The 18,585-nt window shown below is 70.5% G+C and carries 16 protein-coding genes; 4 read left to right on the forward strand and 12 right to left on the reverse strand.

Going from position 1 to position 18,585, the window contains the following annotated elements; translation table 11 throughout:
- Positions 1 to 103 precede the first annotated feature (103 nt).
- Genes OHQ87_RS06045 through OHQ87_RS06075 form a run of 7 tightly spaced genes read right to left on the reverse strand, consistent with a single transcriptional unit; the run spans position 104 to position 6,085 of the window.
- Complete coding sequence (locus OHQ87_RS06045; protein ID WP_328345700.1) at positions 104 to 1,033, reverse strand: LnmK family bifunctional acyltransferase/decarboxylase; 930 nt, start codon at positions 1,031 to 1,033, stop codon at positions 104 to 106.
- On the reverse strand, positions 1,033 to 2,082 hold the full coding sequence (locus OHQ87_RS06050) for a histidinol-phosphate transaminase (protein WP_328345702.1): 1,050 nt from the start codon (positions 2,080 to 2,082) through the stop codon (positions 1,033 to 1,035). Before OHQ87_RS06050 ends, OHQ87_RS06045 begins: the two co-directional genes overlap by 1 nt.
- Entirely contained in the window at positions 2,075 to 2,302 is a 228-nt protein-coding gene (locus OHQ87_RS06055) for an acyl carrier protein (RefSeq protein ID WP_328345704.1), read from the reverse strand. Before OHQ87_RS06055 ends, OHQ87_RS06050 begins: the two co-directional genes overlap by 8 nt.
- On the reverse strand, positions 2,295 to 3,359 hold the full coding sequence (gene dmpG, locus OHQ87_RS06060; protein ID WP_328345706.1) for a 4-hydroxy-2-oxovalerate aldolase: 1,065 nt from the start codon (positions 3,357 to 3,359) through the stop codon (positions 2,295 to 2,297). The genes OHQ87_RS06055 and dmpG overlap by 8 nt, the downstream gene beginning before the upstream one ends.
- Complete coding sequence (locus tag OHQ87_RS06065; RefSeq protein ID WP_328345708.1) at positions 3,356 to 4,255, reverse strand: acetaldehyde dehydrogenase (acetylating); 900 nt, start codon at positions 4,253 to 4,255, stop codon at positions 3,356 to 3,358. Before OHQ87_RS06065 ends, dmpG begins: the two co-directional genes overlap by 4 nt.
- Positions 4,256 to 4,286: 31 nt before the next feature.
- Complete coding sequence (locus OHQ87_RS06070; protein WP_328345710.1) at positions 4,287 to 5,102, reverse strand: 2-keto-4-pentenoate hydratase; 816 nt, start codon at positions 5,100 to 5,102, stop codon at positions 4,287 to 4,289.
- Positions 5,099 to 6,085 (reverse strand): class I SAM-dependent methyltransferase, encoded by a 987-nt coding sequence (locus OHQ87_RS06075; protein WP_328345712.1) that lies wholly within the window; start codon positions 6,083 to 6,085, stop codon positions 5,099 to 5,101. The genes OHQ87_RS06070 and OHQ87_RS06075 overlap by 4 nt, the downstream gene beginning before the upstream one ends.
- Before the next feature lie 534 nt (positions 6,086 to 6,619).
- Here OHQ87_RS06075 and OHQ87_RS06080 point away from each other — a divergent pair.
- Complete coding sequence (locus OHQ87_RS06080; RefSeq protein WP_328345714.1) at positions 6,620 to 7,222, forward strand: response regulator transcription factor; 603 nt, start codon at positions 6,620 to 6,622, stop codon at positions 7,220 to 7,222.
- A gap of 20 nt (positions 7,223 to 7,242) precedes the next feature.
- On the forward strand, positions 7,243 to 7,857 hold the full coding sequence (locus OHQ87_RS06085) for a helix-turn-helix transcriptional regulator (protein ID WP_328345716.1): 615 nt from the start codon (positions 7,243 to 7,245) through the stop codon (positions 7,855 to 7,857).
- Positions 7,858 to 7,968: 111 nt separating this feature from the next.
- On the opposite strand, the gene OHQ87_RS06090 is transcribed toward OHQ87_RS06085, so the two are convergent.
- The 3 genes from OHQ87_RS06090 to OHQ87_RS06100 form a co-directional block, all read right to left on the reverse strand.
- On the reverse strand, positions 7,969 to 8,751 hold the full coding sequence (locus tag OHQ87_RS06090; RefSeq protein WP_328345718.1) for a thioesterase II family protein: 783 nt from the start codon (positions 8,749 to 8,751) through the stop codon (positions 7,969 to 7,971).
- A 363-nt stretch (positions 8,752 to 9,114) separates the two neighbouring features.
- Positions 9,115 to 10,038, reverse strand: coding sequence for a TauD/TfdA family dioxygenase (locus OHQ87_RS06095; RefSeq protein WP_442930795.1), 924 nt, complete (start codon positions 10,036 to 10,038; stop codon positions 9,115 to 9,117).
- 59 nt (positions 10,039 to 10,097) lie between these two features.
- The gene (locus OHQ87_RS06100) at positions 10,098 to 11,861 is read right to left on the reverse strand and encodes a condensation domain-containing protein (protein ID WP_328345720.1); all 1,764 of its coding nucleotides are present in this window, start codon (positions 11,859 to 11,861) and stop codon (positions 10,098 to 10,100) included.
- 354 nt (positions 11,862 to 12,215) lie between these two features.
- On the opposite strand from OHQ87_RS06100, the gene OHQ87_RS06105 reads away from it, so the two are divergent.
- Complete coding sequence (locus tag OHQ87_RS06105; RefSeq protein WP_328345722.1) at positions 12,216 to 13,709, forward strand: class I adenylate-forming enzyme family protein; 1,494 nt, start codon at positions 12,216 to 12,218, stop codon at positions 13,707 to 13,709.
- 16 nt (positions 13,710 to 13,725) lie between these two features.
- Here the strand turns inward: OHQ87_RS06105 and OHQ87_RS06110 are convergent, their stop codons facing one another.
- Positions 13,726 to 16,587 (reverse strand): BTAD domain-containing putative transcriptional regulator, encoded by a 2,862-nt coding sequence (locus OHQ87_RS06110; RefSeq protein WP_442930690.1) that lies wholly within the window; start codon positions 16,585 to 16,587, stop codon positions 13,726 to 13,728.
- A 414-nt stretch (positions 16,588 to 17,001) separates the two neighbouring features.
- Positions 17,002 to 17,310, reverse strand: coding sequence for a phosphopantetheine-binding protein (locus OHQ87_RS06115; RefSeq protein ID WP_328345726.1), 309 nt, complete (start codon positions 17,308 to 17,310; stop codon positions 17,002 to 17,004).
- Between the two features lie 194 nt (positions 17,311 to 17,504).
- On the opposite strand from OHQ87_RS06115, the gene OHQ87_RS06120 reads away from it, so the two are divergent.
- On the forward strand, positions 17,505 to 18,101 hold the full coding sequence (locus OHQ87_RS06120; RefSeq protein ID WP_328345728.1) for an acyl carrier protein: 597 nt from the start codon (positions 17,505 to 17,507) through the stop codon (positions 18,099 to 18,101).
- Positions 18,102 to 18,585: the final 484 nt, after the last annotated feature.

The following is an 18,585-nucleotide window of genomic DNA, read 5'->3' on the forward strand; positions in this document are numbered from 1 at the left end:
GTTCGCCACCGTGCCCGTGCAATGTCGGCCCGGGCCGGGCCGACCGACCCCGCGACCTGTCGCCGTCGACCCCGTCCTCATGCCGGCGTCGACGGCACCGTCCTCATGCCGGCGTCGACGGCGTTTCCGTCTCGATCGCCGCGACCGCCAGCAGCCGGCCGGTGGTGGACTCGCGGAGCTCGAGGTCGGCGATCTCGGAGAGCGGGTCGGCGACGTTCTGCCATCTCCGCGCGGTGATGGTGAAGAGCGCGCCTAGGTCGGCATTGCCGAAGAAGCCCACCTTCTGGTCGATCACCCGCCGCTGGAGGAACTGTCGCTCGCTACGGCCGAGCCCGCGCCACAGTCGCAACAGCGCGGTGTCGAAGATCGAGAAGTACGAGGCGAAGTAGACCAGTCCGGCGCCGTTGATGTCCCGTACGGCGTCCAACGCGTACGCGAAGGACTGCTCCTGCCCGGCGAGCGTGAATCCGGGCGGCCCCGGAGCGCAGAAGCTGCCCGCGTGACGGGCCCGGCCGACGAGCGTACGTGGTGAGAACCGATTGGGAAGTCGCGGTAGATCGACGTGGTCGAAGTCGTGGGGGACGGTTTCGGTGAGGACCCGGTTGCTGTCCGGACGGCCACGCGCGATCCACCGGTTGAGCGTCTCCGCGTACATGCACTCCGGGTTCGGCGTCTCGTAGAACTCCGCCGGATCGAGGACCGCGGTGCCGGGGCCGGAACCGGCGGGCGCGAGCCGGTGCAGGGTGAGCACCGAGCCGCCGCCGAACTGGAAGACCCTCGACGTCACGTCGAGCTCGTCGCCGAAGGTCAGGCCGTGCGGATGAACGACCTTCCCGCCACGCACCCGGTAGTAGTAGAACGACAGATAGGTAGGTTGGCCCTCGGCGGTACGGGCGGCGTGCACGTTGGTGCGGCAGGCCTCGGCCACCGACTCCCACGTCCAGTCACCGATCCGCCCGAAGATCAGTGAGCCACCGCTGCACATCCCCGGCGCGACGACCACCCTCCGGGGGAGGGCTGTGTTCTCCGGCATCATCCCACCGTTCCCGTCGTGAGCAGTTCCGCCGCCCTGCGGATACGCCACCGGCGCACCGCCGCGAGGAACGCGTCGTTGTCCGCGGGCGAACCGATCGACACCCGAACGCCGTCACCGTCGAAGACCCGCGTCTCGACACCGGCCCGTGCACACCAGCGGCCGAACGGGCCCGCGTCCTCGCCGAGCCCGAGCCAGACGAAGTTGGCCTGGCTGACGGGAACCGCGAAGCCGTCGGCGAGCAGGGCCGCGCGCACCCGGGTCCGCTCGGCGATCGTCTCCCGGGCCCGCGTCAGGAGCACCTCCTCGACGCCGAGGGCGGCGATCGCCGTGCGCTGGGCCGGACCGCTCACCGCGTAGGGCAACGCCATCTCGCGCAGCGACGCCACGACGTGTGGGGCGCCGACGAGGTAGCCGACCCGAAGTCCCGCCAGGCCGTACGCCTTCGAGAACGTGCGCAGGACCACCAGGTTCGGATACCTGTCGCACAGCGCGAGGCCGCCGGCCCCGGCGGGCTCGTCGACGTACTCGAAGTACGCCTCGTCCAGGGCCACCAGGCAGGTCGGCGGGGTGCGATCGAGGAACGCGCGCAGCTGTTCCGGGCCGACCAGGGTGCCCGTGGGGTTGTTGGGATTGCAGATGACGACCAGCCGGGTGGTGGCGGTGATCCGATCGGCCATGGCGGTGAGGTCGTGCGTGTCGTCGACCAGCGGCACCCGCTCCGAGCGGACCCCCAGCTGGTCGGCGAGGACCGGGTAGTACTCGAAGGACCGCCAGGCGTAGACGGCCGTGGCCCCCGACCCGGCGAGCTGGAACAGCGACTGGAGCAACGCACAGGACCCGGCGCCCACCGCCACCCGGTCGGCCTCCACACCGTGGCGGTCGGCGAGCGCCAGGATCAGGTCGGTACACGCCGGGTCGGGATAGCGGTTGACGTCCCGGCCGCCCGCCGCCACCGAGGCGACGATGTCGGGCAGCGGGTCGTGTGGCGACTCGTTGCGCGACAGGCCCCGGGTGGCGGCGTGGGACGGCCCGGCGGTCTCACCCACGACAGCGCTCCGCGACCAGATCGGCGATGTCGCCGACGGTCGCGAGCTCCAGCAGTTCGTAGTCGGAGACCTCGATGTCCAGCCGCTGGCTGAGCAGGGCCGACAGCTCGACCACGGTGAGCGAGTCGAGGCCCACCTCGGCGCGGTCGGCGGTGGCGACGACGTCCTCGGTGCGCATCTGCAGGTCCTCGACCAGAATGGCCTTGAGTTGGTCAAACATGGCTCGTCATCCGTTCACCTCGACCCGTGGAGCCGGCACGCAACGTGAGCGTCACGTCCTCGATGAGGTCCTCCTGTCCGGCCACCGCCTGCAGGCGGCCCAGCGCGAAGAAGACGTCGCGCGGATCGACGCCCTCGCGGGCGGCGACGTCCAGCACCCGGTTCCTGAATCCGGAGAACACCCCGGCGAGACCACTCACCACGCCTATCGAGTCGATGGTGGGCGGTGCGGGCATCAGTTCCCGTTCGGCGATGTCCGCCGCGTCCAGCAGCCGGTAGAGGTCGATGCCGGTGTGGTAGCCCAGCCGTTCGAGCACGGGCACGAGGACCTCCAACTGCGTGTTGCCGGCCCCCGCGCCGAACCCCCTGGCGCAGGCGTCCAGGATGGTGGCGCCCGCCTCGGCGGCGGCGATCGAGTTCGCCACCGCCATACCGAGATTGTTGTGCCCGTGGAACATCACCGGCACGTCGACCGCGGACCGGATGGCCGCGATGCGCGTGCTCACGTCCGGCGGCAGGTAGTAGCCGGAGGAATCGAGGATTCCCACGCCGGTCGCGCCGAACCCGACGAGCCGCGCGCACTCCTCGGCCAGGCGCTCGGGAGTCGCCATGTGGCTCATCAGCAGTACGCCGTGGGCGTCGACGCCCACGTCGCGCAGCAGCCCGAGGTGCCGTTCGGCCAGGTTGCCCTCGGTGCAGTGGGTGCCGATCCGGACGAGGTCGACGTCGTACGAGATGGCCTGCCGGAGGTTCTCGGTGGTGCCCCAGCCCGGCAGCATGAACACCCCGAGCCTGCTGGTCGACAACGCGTCCCGGACCACCGAGAGCATCGCCGCGTCGCTGAGCAGGGCGCGGCCGGCCTGGAGGGAGGAGGCGCCCAGGCCGTTGCCGTGCCCCACCTCGACGACGGGCACCCCGGCCGCGTCGGCGGCCTCGGCGTACGCCCGGAGCTGGTCCCGCCCGAGTTGGTGGCGGACGGCGTGGTGGCCGTCGCGCAACGTCGGGTCGTGGATCAGGATCGGTCGCCCCGGCGTGTTCTCCACGGCTTGCCGGCTCATGATGCCCCCTCCAGGACGTCGATCGGTCGGCGTGCCACCGCACAGCGCTCGGCGACCCGGATCGCCGCGGAGTTGATGATGTCGAGGTTGCCCGCGTAGGCGGGTATCTGGTCGCCCGTGGAGGTCACCTCCACGGCGATGAACGCCCTGCTGTCGTCCGCCACGAGGCAACTCGTCACGGTGTAGCCGGCGGCGAAGGCACGGACGTCGGCGGCGGCGGCGGCCACGAGTGGGCGCACCGAATCGGGTGTCAGCCCCGCGCCGATCAGGGAGATGGCCACCCGGAAGGTCGCCGGAGGACGGGCCGGGCTGATGTTGAGGATGGCCTTCACGTCCCCGACGCCGGTGAACTCGCGCAGCGCGTCCTGGGTGGTCTCCACGTACTCGTCGATGTTCAGCCTGGTCCCACGGCCGACGCTGAGCGTCGCGGCGGTCGCGACCACCTCCACGTAGTCGACGCGGTGGGCCCGCGCGACCGCCCGGACGATCGGCACCGCCGCCTGTCCGCCGCAGCTGACCATGTTGAGGTCGCGGTGGGCGGTGACGTCCGCGCCGTTCACGGTGGGGACGACCATCCGCCCGATCCGGCTGGGCGTCAGGTCGACCAGCAGCGTGCCGAGCGGTGCCAGCGCCTCGGCGTGTTCGGCGTGCGAGCCGGCGTCGGTGGCGTCGAAGACCACGTCGAGCGGTGCGTCGAGGTCGGCCAGTGCGGGCAGGCCCCGGCTCGTGACCGGCAGCCCCAGCCGGGCGGCCCGCTTGAGGCCCGGGCTCTCGGCCGTCCGGCCGACGACGAGGTGAAGGTCCAGGGCGGCGGACCGGTCGGCCTTCATCGCCAGGTCGACGCCGATGAGTCCGGCGCCGAGTACCCCGACTGACAGCCGTCGTTCTGGATTCATCGAGGGGATCGCCTTCCTACCCGGGTCGTGACTACGCATGCGCTACGTGCAGGGTGACCGCGCCCAGCTGGTCGAATTCGGCGGTGTAGGTGTCGCCGGGGCGCAGCGGGACCGCGGCGTGCAGGGCACCGGTCATGATCAGCTGCCCGGCCTCCAGCGTGACGCCGTTCTCGCCCAGCAGGTTCGCCAGCAACGCCACCACCGCCACCGGGTCGCCCAGGGCGTCGGCGCCCCGACCGGACGCGACCAGCTCCCCGTTGCGGCGGAAGGCCATTCGTACGAGCCGGTGGTCCAGGTCCGGGCGGGCCGGGACCGGACGTCCCAGGACGGCTGCGCCGTTCGAGGCGAGGTCGGCGATCGTGTCGCCCAGTCGGATGCGCCAGTCCGCGATCCGGGAGTCGACGATCTCGAGACCGGCGACGACCTCTCCGATCGCCGCGTGGGCCTGCTCCACCGTGACGCCGGGACCGGTCAACGGGCTCGCCAGCCGAAAGACGATCTCGGCTTCCACCTTCGGCGAGATGAACTCGCCAGGAGCGAAGCGGGTGCCGTCCGGGTGGACGGTCGAGGCGAACACCGGGCCGTAGTCCGGTGCGTCGACCCCGAACATCTCCTGCATCGAGGTGGAGGTGAGCCCGGCCTTGTAACCGATCACCCGCTCGCCGTCGGCGACCAGCAGGTCGGTCAGCCGACGCTGGACGGCGTAGCCGCCCGCCGCGTCGAGCGTGGGGCGGGTGTCGGTGAACGGGGCGATCGGTACGCGTCTTTGCCGCGCCTCGTACAGGGCCCGGGCCATCCACTCGGCGTCGTGCTCCGCCAGGGCCGGTGATCCGTCGTTCCGGCTCATCGGGTGGCCACGAAGAGCCGGCTGCCGGGCATCGGCAGGGGGGTGCTGGTCACGTCGGAGAAGCCGGCCTGCCGGAAGAGTTCGCACCACTGGTCCTCGGCCGGCAGCCGTACACCCATCGCACTCTCGTGGAGGTAGCTGAACAGGGCACTGAAGGCGCGCTCGCCCGGTGTGTCCACGTACGGCACCGCATCGGTGACCACCAGGCAGCCGCCGTCGGCGAGGTGGTCGCGGCACGACCGCAGGACACCAGCGAAGACCTCGGGAGTCTGCGCGACGTCGTGCATGACGAAACCGGCGTGGACGATGTCCGCGCCGGCGAGGGGACCCGGGTCGTCCACGAGCGTCTCGACGGACCGGTTGACCACCGTGAGCCGATCGCCCACCTGGGCGCGGTGACCGGCGCGTTCGGCCTCCTCGCACGCCCCCGGGCTGAGGTCCAGGGCCACGCCGGTGCTGGTGGGCAGCTCGGTCAGCAGCCGGATCAGCAACGCGCCCGCACCGGCGCCGAGATCGACGATGCGCCGGGGCTTGCGGCTGATGATCTCGGACAACACCCCGGGATAGAAGCCGTACGAGCCGATCCAGCGGGACGAGACCGCCACCCGTCGGCCGTCGCGCTGGTGGTGCCGGCCGGCCGTCTCCGGTTCGCGCAGGAACCGCTCGGCGTGATCGATGTACGGCCGGTTGGCGTTGAGCGACCAGGAGAGGTAACCCGCCTCGTACCTGCGGTCCGCGAGCTGGGCGCAGGGCGCGAACAGCCCGGTCTCGGCGTCGTGCTCGAGCAGACCGGCGGCGACCATGGCGCGCAGGAACGGCAGGATGCGCGCTTCGGCGACGCCGGCCGCCGCCGTTGCCTCGGCCAGCGTGAACGGCGTCCCACGGTCGAGCAGCGGTGAGAGTCCCAGATTCTCGGCGATCTCCAGGAGAGTGGCATTCGCCGCCAGATCCGCAGCGATTCCACTGACGTCAGAACTGATCACTGATTCACCCCACGTCCCGCCGGTTCGGCGATTGTCCGGTATCGGCCCTTGTTGCTCTCAGTTCGCGTCCGTCGACCCGGCAGGCGCGGCCGGTGTGGTGACGCGAAGCCACCGCCGCCCATTCGACCAGGGTCTCCACGACGCGACACTGGTGCGTGCCGCCCGGTCGAATGCGCTGTCGGAGTGGCGGCGAGCTCTGCCGAGTCGTCCATCCACCGCTCCTCCGGTAACGGCGGTGACCCACCTTTTCGGCACGGGTCCGCAACGGTTGTCAATGTTCCACGGGACCCGGACCGGCTGCAGAGAAGAATCGGCAGACCTGCGGGAGACGTCGACTGTCGTCGCTTCCCGCTGGCTGCCTGTTCGGCGACCGGGTCGCGGCGCGGGGCGACGATAGCGAGTCGATGGTCCGCTATCGTCCGGCGCCGGTGGCTGACAGCGAGCCGACAGCGACCAGTTAGCTCGTCGCGGAACCGTACGCCCAGGAGATTCCGACGCCACGCCACGCCACGGCGCGGCGACGAAGGAGGCGTGATGGGCGAACCGATGTGGGTCAATGTCGTGGCGACCGACCCGGTGTTGGAGGCGGGCGTGACGAGCGCGATGCTCGGGTGCCCGGACATCACCGTGGTGACGACGCGGGAGCGGGCCGCGGTCACGGTCCTGGTCGTCGACCAACTGGGCCAGGACGCGCTGGACACGGTGCGGGCCGTCCGTGCCGGGGCGGACCGCCCCGAGGTGGTGCTCGTGGTGCCCGAGGTGGAGCCGGCTGAGGCGCTGTGGGCCATCGCGGCTGGTGCGCGCGGCCTGCTCCGACGCCGGGAGGCGACCGCGGAGCGGCTCACCCGCACCGTGCTGGCCGCCGGTGAGGGGGACTGCACGGTCTCGCCGGACATGCTCGACCGGTTGCTCGCCGCGCCGACCGTTCCCGCCGGCACCCTCGCGTCGAACATCAGCGACCGCGAGCGCGCGGTGCTGCGGCTGCTCGCCGACGGACGGGAGACCGGTGAGATCGCGCAGGAGCTGTGCTACTCGACGCGCACCGTGACCAGTGTCGTGCACGACATCACGCGGCGGTTCCGGCTGCGCAACCGGGCCCACGCGGTGGCCTTCGCCCTGCGGGCCGGGATGTTGTGAACGACGGACAGGAGAGGCGCATGACGTCCCCGACCGCACATCTGGTGGCCCCGGACGCGGTCATCCGGGCCGAGGTGCTGGCCGCCCTGCGGCAGGCCGGCGTCACCTCGGTGCCCGAGCCGTACGGATCACCGGACACCGTCATCGTCACCGCGGTCGCCACGGTGAGCGAGGCGCTGGTGGCGTGCCCGCCGCAGCCGTGGTCCGCGCCGCGGGGAACGCTGGTGATCGCGGACCGCTTCTCGCCGACGGACGTGGTCCGCGTACTACGGTCGGGGACCCTGGTGATGCTCCGGTTCACCGACGCCACACCGGGCCGGCTGGCCGCCGCGCTGCGGGCCGCCCGCGACGGCGAGGTCCGGTTGCCGCACGAGGTGCTGGTCGGGGTGCTCGGTGGCGTCGGTACGCCGGACCCGGCCGGAACGTCCCGGTCGGCTGGCCGGTCGCCGCTGACGCCCCGGCAGACGAGGGTGCTCGCGTTGATGGCCGAGGGCCAGGACAACGCGACGATCGCCAGGTCACTGCTGTGTTCCCACCACACGGTGAAGAACGTCATCTACGACATGATGGCGCGGTTGCAGGTGCGCAACCGGGCCCACGCCGTGGCCTGCGGGGTAGCGGCCGGTCTGATCTGAGCCGGTCGTCCACGGTCCTCCGCCCCGGTGCCGGCCGTGGTGTCCCGGCGGACCCGCTCCCGTCCGCCGGCGTGGGCGGTCCCGGGAGGGTGGCGTCCGGGCCGGCCGCTGTCACCGCTCGGCCGGCCGCCGGGGATCACCGGCCGGCGCCCGGTCGGCGATGACCCGCAACAGGTCGGCCGGCTCGGTCGCATAGCTCAACCTGGATCCGGGCAACTGCACCACTTCGGTGTCCCCGTACGCCGACCAGCTGGCCAGTGCCTCCGGTGCGATGCCCTGGTCCAGCCACCGGATCGCGGTCAACGGGCAGCGCAGCGGCGTCGGGCGGGGTATCCGGTAGGCCCGCAACGTGGCCAGGTCGGCCCGGAGCGCACGTACGCCGGTCGCGACGACCGACGGCATCGGGTTGCCGCCCGTGGCCACCGTGGTCGCCAGCACGCGTGCGGTCAGCTCGTCGTCGGTCGGCTCGGTCTGCGCCTCGCCGGCCGACCGGTGGAGACGGTGGGGTGCGGGACAGCCCGATACGAACAGGCGCAGGGGCGCCGGCGCGCCCCGCCGGTCCAACTCGACCGCGACCTGGTAGCCGAGCAGCGCGGCGCTCTCGTGGCCGAAGACCGCGAACCTCTCGACCCCTCGGCGCACCAGACCGGCCACGAGTTCCGCGGCCCGCTCCGGCAGCGTGGGCGGTGCCGGTGGACCGGTGGCCGTCGAGTCGGTCCCCTGTGCTCCGCCGCCTGGCCCGCCTGCGGCCGGCGTACGGACGACACACCACGGGCCGACGGCGTCGGGCCACCGATCGAACTGGAAGTGGCCGTTACCGGCGCTGGGTATGCAGATGAGCGCCGCGGTACCGGCATGCGGCGTATCGGTCCGGTGGTCCCGAGATGAGGCCATGAGGAAGGTCGCCTTCGTTGACGGAGAGTAGGCATTTCTTGCTCAATCGTCGTTCCACGCGCCTCCATGTCACTATCACCGGCAGGGTAGGTCCCGGCCGGTGGGTAAAGCGTGATGATGGGGACCTGAAAACGGCCGGCCATAGCTTCGTTCTGTCGGCGGCAGCCGGCACGAGAGCCGAAGCAGACAAGGGGTACCGAGTTGCGAGTGTCAATGGTTTCCGGTCCGTACCTGCTCACCACGCCGTTCACCTCGGTGGTCGCCGTTCCTGGCGACACTCCGTGGGGCTGATCATCCCTCCCGGAGGAGTCGCCGGAGGGCCGCCACCGGGGCGGCCCTCCGGCGACCCGGCGCCACCTGGCGTTACGGTACCGGCAATGGTTCGGCCATCGCGACGGCGATTCTGCGGGATCCGGTGAACGGTTCACGACCGTGGGCTGACAGCATATTGTCGACGATCAACACGTCGTCACGCTGCCAGTCGAATCGTCGCTGGGCGGCGCGGTAGCAGTCGCGCAGGTGTGCCACGATCTCGTCGGGGATCGGCCCGCCGTCTCCGTAGTACGTGTTGGTGGGCAGGTCCGCCTCGTCGAACATCTCCCGCAACCCCTCGCAGTCCTCCTCGGGCAGCGTGGTCACGTGGAAGAACGTGAGGTGGTTGAACCAGACGGTCTCGCCGGTCACCGGATGCTGGTGCACCGCCCGTCGGCGGGCCGTCGTGCGCAGGCCGGTGCGCCCGATCCACCGGACCTCCACACCGCTCGCCGCACAGTAGCGTTCGACCTCGGCCCGGTCGGTGGTGTTGAACGCCTGTTGCCACGGCACGCCGAAGCCCTCGGTGAAGTTGCGGACCACGGTCCAGCCGCGCCGGGCGAACTCCTCCCGCACGGTCGGGTCGATCGACCGCAGAACCCGACGGGTGTCGGCGAGCGGAGTGGCACCCAGCGTGTCGGGCGGGGTGATGCAGTAGAAGAACAACGTCAACGGCCAGGTCGCCTGGTACGAGTTCTCGTTGTGCAGGAAGATCTCCTCGGTCGGCGGGTAGTCCGTCGACGTGTAGACCTGGCCCGCGATGGTGCTGCGTGGTGACGACCGCTCGGCATAGGACAGCGGTGCGCCGGACACCGCCCGGACGACCCGCTCGAACCCGCTGACCCCGCCGACGTCGAAGCCGCGCAGCAGGACCGCGCCGTGGGTACGCAGCTGCCGACGGACCGAATCCCGGACCCCGGCGAGATGACTCGCGGCCGGCACGCCGTCGGTGGGCGCGGTCAGCACGCCGGGCAGTGCCGACTCGTCGCCGGTCACCGAGGGCGTGAGCTTGGTGGATGTGATCTCGCTGGTGGTCAACGGTCGACTCCCTTTCGGCCGGATCCCTGGCAACACACGTCGGTCCATGCGGCCGGGTCGTCGGGGTCATCCGGGATGCGTTCACAGATGACGTAGTGCTGTGGCGCCATTGCCGTCGGATACGCGCTCAGCGCCGCCATGCACGCGGCGTGGGCATCTTCAGGTGTGCGTACGGCCTCGGTCCGGGCCAGACGAGCGGCCAACGGCACACCGTGCACGGCGGTGAAGGCCCTGGCACCGGTGGACGCCAGTGCGTCGCCGAGCAGCCGTTGCACCTCGGTCACCTCGACCCAGCAGCCGTCCACGAACAGCCAGCCCGGCCCCCGCTGTACCGGGTCGAGCGGGATCGCGCCACGGATCCCCCGGGCGTCGAGGTCACCGGAAGCCGCCGTGATCAACAGGTTCTCGACCGCCAGGAGCAACGCTTCGGTCTCGTCGGCGGAGATGCGGCAGGTGTCGCTGCTCCAACAGCCGAGACGCAACTGTCCGTCGGTCCCGTAGAGATCGAACCGGATCAGCGTGGTCCCGACGGGCATCGGCTGCCGCCGGAGCTGCGTCGCGCGTCGCGCGGCGTCCAGTTCACCAGGTGCGGGTGCGGGTGCCGTGGCCCTGCCTGCTGCCGGACCTGACTCGATGACAAGGTTGTTGAACAGCGGTTCGCAGTCGAACACGATGCCGCGCTCGTGCTCGATCCGGCCGGCGACGGCACGCTGCCGGTCCACGTCGTACCGGCCGTGCCTGCTCGCGTCGACCACCGCGGCCCACGCCTGACGGACCAGCCGGTCGAGGGTGGTGTCACCGATCGTGAGCGTGATCAACGCGAGCTGTGCGAGGCTGCCGACGTGCTGCCGGAGGTACGGCTCGAAGCGGTTGGCGGACAGGGTGGGCAGCACGAGCTCCCGGCTGCCGGTCCGGTGCGAGAGCACCGCGCCGATCGCCGCCAGCACGACGCTGGCGCGACTCGTCCTGGTGCGCGCCGTCACCGCTCGCAACGCCATCCCGGCCGCGGCGGAGGTCATCTCGACGGCTACCGATCCGTCGCCCGCCGCGCCCCGTGGGACCGGGTACAGACACTGCGGCATGCGGGACAGCCGGTCGCGCCAGTAGTTCAGCACCGTCTCCTCGTGCCGCAGTGCCTTGGGCGTGTTCTCCAGGGCGACCAGGTCCAAGGGCTGGATCGGTGGTCCACCGGCCGGTCGTGCGGTGCGATCCCGGATCAGGTCCGCGAACTCCCTCTTGACGATCTCCATCGCCTGGTAGTCGACGGCGAGGTGCGAGCAACCGATCACCGCGGCCTGCACCACCGGGGCGGAGCCGGTGGACGGGTCACCCGGCAGCACCGCGAGGGCGACCCGGACCGGCAGTTCGTCGATGCGGTAGGCGCCTGCGGCGCGCAACCGACGGATGAGGTCCCGGGTCAGGCCGGCCCGGTCGACGAGCCGCGGGTCGGCGGCCTCGATCGCGTAGACCTCCACGACGAGGTCACCGGTGGCGTGCACGAACTGTCGTGGTGCGACGCCGTCGACGTACGTCGTACGCAGTCCCTCGTGCCGTGCGACCAGGGCCGCGAGTGCCTCGGCGACGTCGTCGACGACGGCTGTGGCCGGAACGTCGAGTTCTCCGGCGACGGCCGCGAAGAACTGCTCCGACTCACCGCGGAGCCACTGCAGGATGTTGTACTGGCCGATGTTGAGCGGCCCCTCGGCCGATCGTGTCCCGCTGAACGGCACGGTCACCGATGGCCGGGGGGCCAGGCTCACCGATCGCTCCCGGCGGCGGGGGCCGCGGGTCCGGGTTGCCTGGCGGGTCGGCGTCGTCCGAGTGCCCGGCACGGCACTATCGACATGCCCTGGTGAAACCATGTGCGCCAGATTATTGAGCGCCCCGTGCCGGGCAGTAGGGAAGGACCGGCAGCGACTCACGGGTCGGATCGTGTGCGTTGTTCTGCCGGTTGTTCCCTGCGTGCGCCGGGCCGCACCGGACATCATCGACCTGCGTCCATCAGGCGTGCGGCGGCCGGTCTGCCGCGTGGGTTCACGTCCACTCGGCCGGACCGTCCGACATGTCGTCGACCGCCGGGCGGATGCCGACGCACTCGATCGTGGGAGGCCCGAATGACCGTATCGATCCGTCAGCGGATCACCGATATCGCGGCGACGTCAACCGACCAGCCCGCGGTCGTCGGCTTCGACGAGAACTCCGTCGAGCAGGTACTGACGTGGCGGGAGTTGGCCGAGCGGAGCGGCCGGCGGGCGGACGCACTGGTGGACGCCGCCGCCCGGGGGACCGGCCCGGGAGTGGTCGCGGTCGAGGCGAACAACACGATCCAGGCGGTGGTAGACATCGTGGCCGTCCTCTCTGCCGAGCTGCCACTGCTGCCGCTGAACCCGGCCTCGCCCGGACCCGAGCGGGAGAAGCTCCTCGCCTTCATCGGCCGGACCTACGGCCGGGCTCAGCTCATCGCCGCCGCCGCCCCAGCCGCCGCCCCAGCCGCCGCCCCAGCCGCCGCCCACGAGGCCGCCTCCGACGCCGACGCGGGCCGGTCGGCGTGGTCGCCGGCCCGTCGGATCGGCTACCTGCTGCCGACCGGGGGCAGCTCCGGCCACCCGAAGATCGCGGTCCGCCCCGGGCCGCTCGGCTACGACCCGCACCAGGTGCCGTTGCCGTTGCGCCGTCGTGCCGGCTGGCGATCCGGTCAGCGGCAGCTGATCCTCGGCCCCCTGCACCATGCGGCCCCGTTCACCACCCTGCTGGACGGGCTCCTCGACGGCAACACCACCATTCTGCCGCCGTACTTCCTACCGGCCTGGACGGTGGAGCTGGTCGAGCGCCACGCGGTGGAGTGGATCCAGCTCACCCCGGCGCACATGCGCACCATCCTGCTGCTCCTCCAGCCCGACCCGGCGTCCTTCACCAGCGTACGCACGGTGATGCACACAGCCGCGTCGTGCGACTCGTTCACCAAGCAGCGGTGGATCGAGCTGGTCGGGCCAGAGCACCTGTACGAGGTGTACAGCTCGACCGAGAACATCGGCGGCACCCTGGTGCGTGGGGACGAATGGCAGCAGCGACCCGGAACGGTGGGTCGCGGGTTCTTCACGAAGATCAGCATCAGGGACGACGCCGGGAACCGGCTCGGCCCGGGACAGACCGGCAAGGTGTTCATGCGCGCCGGCCGGGTCTCCAGGGGAGACGCGTACCTGGGCAGCCAGGTGCTGGAAACGACCGCCGACGGTTTCGCCAGCGTCGGCGACTTCGGGTGGCTCGACGAGGACGGTTACCTGTTCCTCGCCCCCCGACGGCACGACGTGATCAATGTGGGCGGCGAGAAGGTCTATCCCAACGAGGTCGAGGCCCGGTTGCTGGAACACCCCGCGGTGCTGGACGCCGTGGTGGTGGCGACTGAGGAGCAGGTGCTCGGGTCGACGGTCGGGGCCTACGTAGTCCGCAGGCCGGGAGCCTCGGTCAGCAGCGGTGAGCTCATGGCGCACTGCCGGGCCGTTCTGGTCAACTACAAGGTGCCTACCCGGGTGACGTTCGTCGATCAGGTACCGCGCTCGTCCGCCGGGAAGCTCGAGCGGTGGCGGCTGGCCGGCCAGCGGGGTTGACGTCGCGGCCCGGTCCTCACCTACCTCCGGTCGACTCGTTCCCACCCCGCGCCGGTAGCCGGCCGGCAGCCTGGCGCAACGCGCCCAGCTCTTCGATGGAACGCGAGTGCCAGGGGTTGTTCTCCTGCATGGCGAAAGCGTTCGCGGCCTGCACGAAGAACTGTTCCGCGGTATCGAACTCGCCCCGGCCCAGGTATACCCGGCCGAGCCCGAACAGGGCGTGTGCGTGTACGTTCCGCTCGCGCGTCACCCGGCAGAGCTCGACCGCCTCGCTGAAATGGATCTCGGCCGCGGTGAACTCGTTCTGCTCCAACATGGCCCTGCCGAGGCCGTTGAGGGCGTAGGACTGGCCGACGCGGTCGTCCTGTGCCCGCGCCAGATCCAGCGCCGACTGGAAGACCGCCTTGGCGGTCAACGACTGTCCGGAGTCGGCGAAGACCTCACCGAGCCGGTACAACGCCTGTGCCTGGAGGCGCCGGTTACCGAGCTGTTCGCCCAGGGCGAGCGATTCCTTCGCCAGGGTCTCGGCCTGTGCCGGGGAACCGAGATCCAGATGGCAACGCGCCAGTCCACTCAGCACATGGGCCTGTGCGCCCAGGTCACCCACGGTCCGGAACTTCGCCAGGGCCTGCTCGTAACGGAGCACCGCGATGGCGGGCCGGCCCTGGATCCGGTCCAGGTGAGCAAGGTTGCGCAGCGTCAGTGCCGACCCGGCCTCGTCGCCTGCCGCGTCGAACAACTCCATGGCGTGCAGCAGGTTCTCGCCGTCGTCCTCGGCGTGTTGGGCGACGCCCAGCGAACCGAGCGACGCCCGCACGGCGGCTTCACCCCGGCGGTTGCCGGCCCTACTGGTGGCCTCCAGCGCGACGGTGTGCGTCGTACGCCACTCGGCGAACATGCCGCGTCTCTCGTACATGGTGACCGACACGACGGCCAGCTCCCAGCACAACTCGTCCAGCTCCAGCTCCGCCGCCTGGCGGACCGCCACCTCCAGCGTGATCCGCTCCTCGTCGAACCAGGCCGTCGGATCGCCGAGGAACCGGTCGAACTCGGCACGCGCGCCGGCCCACCGGGGCGCCGTCCCGTGCAGGACCGCGAAGCGCCCCCCGTAGATCCGTTGATGAGCCTCCTCGGCCAGGGCGAGCAGGGCGCCCAGCGACCGCGTGACCGCCTCCGTGTACGCCTTCTGGTCGCCCTGCGTCAACCGGTGCTCGGTCGCGAACACCCGTACCAGCTCGTGGAATCGATAGCGGGGTTGGCTGGTGAGCGCGGAGAGGTGTGCCTCCAGCAGCCGGACGTCCGCGAGCTCGTCGAGGAGCGCCGTCGCCCGCTTCGTGTCGCAGTCCAGCAGGGCCGCCGCGGTCCAGGCGCTGAACTCGTGGAGTTCCAGTGCGCTGAGGAGCCAGAACAGGGTCTGCGCCGGTGCGGTGAGTGACTCGTACACGTCGGCGAGCAGCGAACGGACCGCGACGTCGCCGTGGGAGAGCTCGTCCAGCCGGGACCGCTCGTCGCGCAGCCGGTCCACCAGGGTGCCGACCGCCCAGTGCGGGTGTGCGGCCAGTCGGACCGCGGCGATCCGGACGGCCAGGGGCAGGCCGCCGCACATCCGGGTCAGCTCCGCCGCGGCGTCGGGTGCCGCAGTGACCCGCTGCTCCCCGCAGATCCGACCGAGCAGGGTCAGGCTCTCGGCGGCCGACATCATGTCGACATCGACGGCGCGAGCGCCCGGGATGCCGGCGAGCCTGCGGCGGCTGGTGATCAGCACCGCCGGACCGGGCACGCCGGGGAGCAGATCGGCGATCTGGTCCTCGTTGCCTACATCGTCCAGCACGATCAGCAGCCGCCGGGTCGCCAGCTGGCTGCGTAGCAGGTTGATCCGCTGACCCCGCGTGCCGGGGATCGCCGCCGGGGCGACGCCGAGTCCGTGCAGGAGGTCGCTGAGTACCGCGTCGGTCGAGCGTGGTTGGGCGGTGCTCCCGTACAGGCAGGCGTAGAGGCTGCCGTTGACGAATCTGGCGCGTAACAGGTGGGCGACGTGCAGGGCCAGCGAGGTCTTGCCGCAGCCCGGTGCGCCGGTGATGATCGCGATCGGCACCTGTGTGGTGTCCTCGCTGGTCAGCGTGGCAGTCAACGTGTCGACAAGCGTGGCATGGCCGACGAAGTCCGGCAGATCGGCGGGCAACTCCTGCGGCCGGTGCAGGCCCGTGGCGGTCCCGGTACCGCCCTCGTCCACGTCGCCGCTGATGCTGCTGTCCTGGCTGAGGATCGCGCGTTCCAGTTTGCGCAGGTACTGGCTCGGCTCGATGCCCAGTTCGCCCACCAGGTTGGTGCGGGCCAGACGGTACGTCGCCAGCGCTTCAGCCTGGCGTCCTGATCGGTAGAGGGCGAGCATCCGGAATCCCCACAGGCGTTCCCGCAGGGGGTGTTCCGTGGTCAGCGCGACCAGTTCCTCGACCAGCTCCCGATGACCGCCCAGACCCAGACGGATCTCGGCGCGGTCCTCCAGCGCCATGATCCGTCGTTCCTCCAGCCGGTGGGAGGCGATCTCCGCGGCCCGGCCGGGCACTCCGCCCAACGCCGGGCCGGACCAGATGTCGATCGCACGGTCCAGGTGGGCCAGCGCTTCGTCCAGCCGTCCGTTGGCCGCGGCGGAGCGACCCTGGGCGAGGGCGTCGTCGAACACGAGGTAGTCGAGCTGCTGGCGGTCCACCCGGATGGAGTACCCCAGTGGGTTGGTGTCGATGATCTCCGGACTGCCGAGCGCCCGGCGCAGCGCGGAGATGCAGATCTGGATCTGACCGCGCGCGCTGGGCGGCGGGGAAGCGTCCCAGACGGCACCGATCAGCTTCTCGACGGTCACGACATGGTTGGCGGCCATCAGCAAATTGGCCAGCACTATACGTTGCCGCGGAGAGGTTATCGGCACGGGAGAACCATCGACCACGGCTTCCAATGTTCCAAGAACCCGGAACTCGACTCGTACCATGTCGGCAGCATACGGGATCGTCTGAACGACGAGCGTCAATCCCATTTTGCCCGGCCGTCGTGCGCTTGGCAAGCGGGCGGGCCTGGGTGGTACGCCGAGCCGGCCGCCGGGGGTAGCCTCAATTCTTCATGCTGCGGTGTGACGGGATATGAATGCTGTTAATGCTGCAGCATACGGGCGAAATCTCGGTATATTGTCTTGAATGGTTTGGTGTCGCTCGATGTCGTGAGGTTCCGGCATGTCGTGAGGTTCCGGCATGATCGTTTTGTCCCGCCCGAGGTGCGGCCCCGAGCCCCGGACCGCCGGTCACCTGCGCCTGATCGGTGCGTCCGGTGTGGAGACGGGATAGCCGGGCAGAGCCGAGGCCAGGGTCGCGACGGTCGGCCAGTCGAACAGGGCGCGTTCCGGCAGGTCCCGGCCCAGCGCGACGCTCAACCTGGCCACCGCCTGCGTCGCGAGCACCGAATGGCCGCCGAGGTCGAAGAAGTTGTCGTGCCGTCCCACCTCGTCGAGGTTCAGTACCTCGGCCCACACTTCGGCGATGGCCCGCTCCGTGGCGGTGCTCGGCACGTCCTCCTCGGCGAGCGATGACTGTGCGTAGCTGATCTCGTTCATCGTGCACTACCCCCTGGGTCGACGACAATGTGATGTCGAATAGCGGTCGGTCGCAGTCTCGCCACCCGTCGGCGTGAATTGTGGTCCGATTCGACAGGGTTAGGCAAGGGGCGGCGGCAAGAAGCAACGGCGGTCGGCCTCTTCCGGAATTTCTGCCGATGTTTCTCTGCGGCCACCCGGCTTTCCGTGAAACATTGGCGATTGTTGTCGATCCGTGCCGACGGCTCGGACTGCCGCCGTTACTGAAGGAGCGGTTGATGGTTGGCTTGACGGAGCTCGCATCCACCCTGCGGGGGCATTCGGCCGTGCGTGACGCACGGGCGACGACGATTCGCCACGATGATCGGGACGCCACGATCGGCGTGGTCGAGTTCTCCCAGTACGTGAGTGGGCCGGAGCTTCGCAGCTATGTGTGGGACCGGCTCGGTGCGAACTGCGGACTGGACGGCGTGCTGCTCGTCGACGCCATGCCGCTCGCCGGTGACGCGCTCGACACCGAGTACGTCCGGTCCGCCGTCGTCGCCGGCACGTGCACCCTGTCCGAAGGGCCGGCCGACGGCATCGAGGAACGGCTCCTGTCGATCTGGAGGAGCACCATGAACCTCAGGTGGATCGGCGTGCACGACGACTTCCTGGACCTCGGCGGCGACTCGATGGTGGCGGTCGAGATCCTCGCGAAGATCGAAGACGATTTCGGCCAGGCGCTTGACGTCTACGACTTCATGAGCACCTACAGCATCCGCGGCGTCGCCGGCCTGCTGCGTGAGCCCCGGGCGCTGCAACGGCAGTGAGCAGGTGGGGACGTCTTCATGATCGGCTCTTCCGGGCATCCCCACCGTCCGGCAACACTTGTTCCGCGTCCACCGGGGCCACCCATTTCCGGTTCCGTCTCACGGAGCCGGTGCAGGTCCAGTGCGACCTGACGGGTGGCTGAGCAAGGCCCGGTTCGATTCGGCTGCCGGAGCCCGGTTCCGCTCGCCGGGACGCCCGGTTTCGGCACAGTCATGGCGCCGCCCAACGGTGAACGGATCGGGGAGTCGACGCTCTCCGAGCGGTGGTGCCGGCAGGCCGTGCGAGCGTCCACGGAGTCGGTGCGCCACGGCCGGCAATGTGGGAAGGGCGCGCGTATCCAGTCCGGCAATAGGCGAATCGTTCTCGGGTTCGGGGTCGTCGTCGTCCGGCGACAGAAATTGATCTTACGCTGGCCCATCTGACGGGTGTCGGACCCTTTGTTACCCGCAGTGGGCGGCTGGTTCGCCGCGACCCGCGGCGCGC

Origin of the sequence: Micromonospora sp. NBC_00421 (assembly GCF_036017915.1) — a bacterium.
Taxonomy (GTDB): domain Bacteria; phylum Actinomycetota; class Actinomycetes; order Mycobacteriales; family Micromonosporaceae; genus Micromonospora.